This window comes from Pseudomonas sp. 05N434, from assembly GCF_056396965.1.
In genome coordinates this window covers 1-3,302 of sequence record NZ_JBFTMK010000558.1, presented here as the reverse complement: position 1 = coordinate 3,302, position 3,302 = coordinate 1, and the positions used below count along the sequence as shown (strand labels likewise).

Below are 3,302 nucleotides of genomic sequence, written 5' to 3'. Positions count from 1 at the left end.
GATTAGATCTGGGTCTAACGATTTTTGAAGGTCCTCAAGTTGAAGCTTTATTGCTAATATTTCTTCACTTCGTGCAGAAGTTTCAATGATTATATTTTGGTTTGTGGGGTTGGAGTTTGTTTGCTCATTACTGTACGTGTTTTGGGTTATTCTAATGGCTCTATCAAAGCCTGTTTGTAAGTACCAGTAGAGTAGGTTGCCTAGGCCCAGAACGATTAATGCCACTGGAGCATAGGTAAATATGGTCTTCGTTACAAAATTATCAAAGGCAGGGAAGAAGCCTTGACTCGAGGGGAGTTGAAAAAATATTGGATAAGCTAACAATACAGCAGCTAGTAGTATCGGTGCGAAGGAAGCCGCGATTCTGTTACGGCGATTGCGTTCGGTTTCTATTATATCTTCAATATAAAAATCTTTTTCTTTATTCATAATCGTTGGCTCAACCTGCAAATTTGAAGGCATTGTGCCATGAATCCTCAATGGTGTATTTCGACTCGGCGGCGAACGATCCTTGGCTGATTTGTATGAGTTTTAGCTCCACACCTCCCGATACCTGCTCTTAGCCGTCGCCTGAGACTGCCGACGTCAGTCCAATGCTTTGAGCGCGAGGACAATTTTTGTTCTCACCTCTTGCGTGACTGCTAACGATAACGCATCATGAATTTGTCGTGACTGCTAACGGAGGTTTTTGTGAAGAAAGAAGTTTCGAGAAATCCACTGTCCGCAGCTGATCGTCAGAGGATTTACAAGGATCGTCAGCGAGAGGCTGGATTCAGGCAGACAACAGTATGGATTCACGGCGAAACAGAGGAGGAGGGTAGGCAGGCAGCCAGGGATGGCAAGCCACTCAAGCCGATGGGCACGAAAGACCCGCTGAGCTGGGCAGCGGGATGGATCAGCGAGAAGGGCAAGCAGTAATCGTTGAAGCGGTGGCTCAGATTTGAGCCATCAGAGAAGAGGTGCCGAGCCGCTGCGTCAACAGCGGCCCGGCGATCACACGACGACTCTTGAAGGTGAACGTCATGCAATTCAAACAGAATACCATCCAAATCCTCAATGCGCGTGGGGAAGTAATAGGCTCGATGAGTCTACCGGCCGATATCAAACTGACCGATCTGGCCCCGTTGAAAATGCTCGGTGCCGTCAACGTGAGGGTGGTGCCTTGCACCGTCCCATTCAGTGGGATCATCGCTGGAGGTGTGCAATGAGCCAGGCCACCGCTCGCATCGCCGACGAAGCCCTTGAGCTGCTGCGTGCCACACACGAACGCATCAGCAATATGCGTGTGTTGTTCAACGCCATTACGAAGGACCTGAAGCACGGCAAGTCGCACGATATCGAAGAGCTGGCCAGCCTCGGCAGCTTTCTCGGGTACGACTGGGCGAACTACGTCGACAGTGAAGTCGAGCAGATGCAGAAGGCGCTCGACGCGGTGGAGGTGGCCCAATGAGCGCGGCTATTCGATCACGGGAGGACCTGAGCTTCACTCAGCGCGATGATGCCGGCCGGCTCATCAATTGGCCGCGGTACAACTACGGCGTGCCTGGGGACTGGGAAAAGGGTATCGCCTGCTTCGATGTCGAGATTTCCGAGCTGGCTGCTCACGACGAAACAGAGGCATTCCATGCGATTCAGTTCGCGATCGTGGGGATGGGAGGGCGGTGCACGAGTCTGGAGACGGGATTCATCGACCGGGTGGCCCGGGCGGCGGTGATTGGTCTCCGTTCGCTGCGGTCTGGTGCTGAGCAGTTCGCTCCTACGGATCTGGACTGACCACCGGCTATTCCGACAGCAATAATCAGGGCACTACCCCGCAACAGGGTGGTGCCTTTTTGTATCTGGCTCCCACCGGCGGCGGAGGGGCAATGCCTGTTTTGACAGACTGGTATGGTAGATATTTATAAGGGTGTATTGATTCGATACAGGAAGAATTGATTTAGTGGTATTGAATCAATACACGATGGGTTGATTTCTGAACACAACCGGACATAACAGTACTGTTGGTTTTTCTACGTGTATTGATTCGATACCGCTCTGTGTATTGATTGGATACCGGATCAAATCGAATTTGTCAGGTCTCGGACCGTTCTCGGCGGGGCGCTAGTTGGGGATATTTCGAGTTCTTTGCCTGGGCAATCATCGATCGAATACCAAGAAAGCGCGTACAGCGCGCACCGCGAGCCGTGCCGGGAGAAAACGCTGCTTCGGGTCTGGATGATCCACCCCCCATTCAAGAGATCAGTCAGCGCCTTTTGCAAAATGTTCGGAGAGCTCACTCCCCACACTTTCGCCATTGTTCTTGTGGCTGACAGGTCACCGTTGTTATTCCCGTTGTACTGCATGTGCAGCTCCATCAAAACCCCCCTGGCGGTGAAGCTCAGCGCACGATAGGGGGCAGACTGCCCCATCTGCCACAACATCATGGCAAACGGTTTGGCCTTGGGTTTGAACCCCTTTCTTTTTGTTGCCATAAGGCCGCTCACAGGCAGGCGCAGAAACGCCCTCAGCATTGAGGGCATCTCCGCGATCTTGGATTACGACGCTTCGCGCATGAGGATGTACTTCGCCACCCGGTGAGGGGGACGGCCTGGTTCCGTGGACTGATAAGTCCAGTATGTGCGGATCTCGAAACCCCTTTTCCTGAGGCGGCGGATGGTGTTTGGCGGCTGGACGATATCCAGTTCTTTGGCGGCCTCGATGGTCGATACCGGACCGTTTCGCAGCGCTTCGATCATCTTACGGTCTTGCTCAGTCGAAGAATGGCGTGTCATAGTTTGCCTCTCACGTTGGTGCTATCCAGTGTGTTTTCGCTAAGGCGGTGCTCGAACACCGCCTTAGCGCTCTCTCTTTCAGCCAGCCCGAATCTAGGGGCGGCCCTCCTGATTCAAACCCTTCTTGCCTCGCGCTGCGTTGTGCTAGCTCGATCACCGCGCTCCTACCTTTGCTGCGCGCTCAATAAACGCCTTGAGCTCGGATGCCAGAGCCAGGCGCCTGCGGCCGATTTTGAAAGTCTTGATTTCACCCTGGGCAATCAATTCGTACGTTGCCGACCTAGAGATGCCCAAAATCCGGGCGGACTCCTCAACGCTTACGGAAAGCGGTGCCATCTGTTGAGCTTGTTCCATGGTTGTCTCCCTAAATTCCGACGCCGAAGAAGGTGCCAGATGTTGCTAGGTTACAATGCATAAATCTATCAGTGCAAGCAAATGCTAAACAGTCTCGTACTCGCATGGATTGACAGTGGTTTGCGTGTCGCGCAAGCTGTGTCCGTCAGGTCAGTTAAACTGACCTTTACAGAGCAG

General features: G+C 52.8%; 8 protein-coding genes. 4 read left to right on the top strand and 4 right to left on the bottom strand.

Going from position 1 to position 3,302, the window contains the following annotated elements; all coding sequences use genetic code 11:
- On the bottom strand, nt 1-462 hold a 462-nt coding region (locus AC1DLB_RS25740), incomplete at its 3' end, for a hypothetical protein (RefSeq protein WP_477785888.1).
- 228 nt (nt 463-690) lie between these two features.
- On the opposite strand from AC1DLB_RS25740, the gene AC1DLB_RS25735 reads away from it, so the two are divergent.
- From AC1DLB_RS25735 to AC1DLB_RS25720, 4 genes are all read left to right on the top strand, one after another.
- Nucleotides 691-918, top strand: coding sequence for a hypothetical protein (locus AC1DLB_RS25735; protein WP_477779349.1), 228 nt, complete (start codon nt 691-693; stop codon nt 916-918).
- Between the two features lie 104 nt (nt 919-1,022).
- On the top strand, nt 1,023-1,208 hold the full coding sequence (locus tag AC1DLB_RS25730; protein ID WP_477779350.1) for a hypothetical protein: 186 nt from the start codon (nt 1,023-1,025) through the stop codon (nt 1,206-1,208).
- Nucleotides 1,205-1,450: a hypothetical protein gene (locus tag AC1DLB_RS25725; RefSeq protein ID WP_477779351.1), complete on the top strand. Its 246-nt coding sequence runs from the start codon at nt 1,205-1,207 to the stop codon at nt 1,448-1,450. Before AC1DLB_RS25730 ends, AC1DLB_RS25725 begins: the two co-directional genes overlap by 4 nt.
- The gene (locus AC1DLB_RS25720) at nt 1,447-1,773 is read left to right on the top strand and encodes a hypothetical protein (RefSeq protein WP_477779352.1); all 327 of its coding nucleotides are present in this window, start codon (nt 1,447-1,449) and stop codon (nt 1,771-1,773) included. The genes AC1DLB_RS25725 and AC1DLB_RS25720 overlap by 4 nt, the downstream gene beginning before the upstream one ends.
- Nucleotides 1,774-2,057: 284 nt before the next feature.
- Here AC1DLB_RS25720 and AC1DLB_RS25715 read toward each other — a convergent pair whose 3' ends face one another.
- From AC1DLB_RS25715 to AC1DLB_RS25705, 3 genes are all read right to left on the bottom strand, one after another.
- Nucleotides 2,058-2,510, bottom strand: a complete 453-nt coding sequence (locus AC1DLB_RS25715; protein WP_477779353.1) for a hypothetical protein — start codon at nt 2,508-2,510, stop codon at nt 2,058-2,060.
- Nucleotides 2,511-2,534: 24 nt separating this feature from the next.
- A complete protein-coding gene (locus tag AC1DLB_RS25710) occupies nt 2,535-2,771 on the bottom strand; it encodes a helix-turn-helix domain-containing protein (RefSeq protein WP_477779354.1) in 237 nt (78 codons plus the stop codon).
- 153 nt (nt 2,772-2,924) lie between these two features.
- A complete protein-coding gene (locus AC1DLB_RS25705; RefSeq protein WP_099548203.1) occupies nt 2,925-3,125 on the bottom strand; it encodes a helix-turn-helix domain-containing protein in 201 nt (66 codons plus the stop codon).
- Nucleotides 3,126-3,302: the final 177 nt, after the last annotated feature.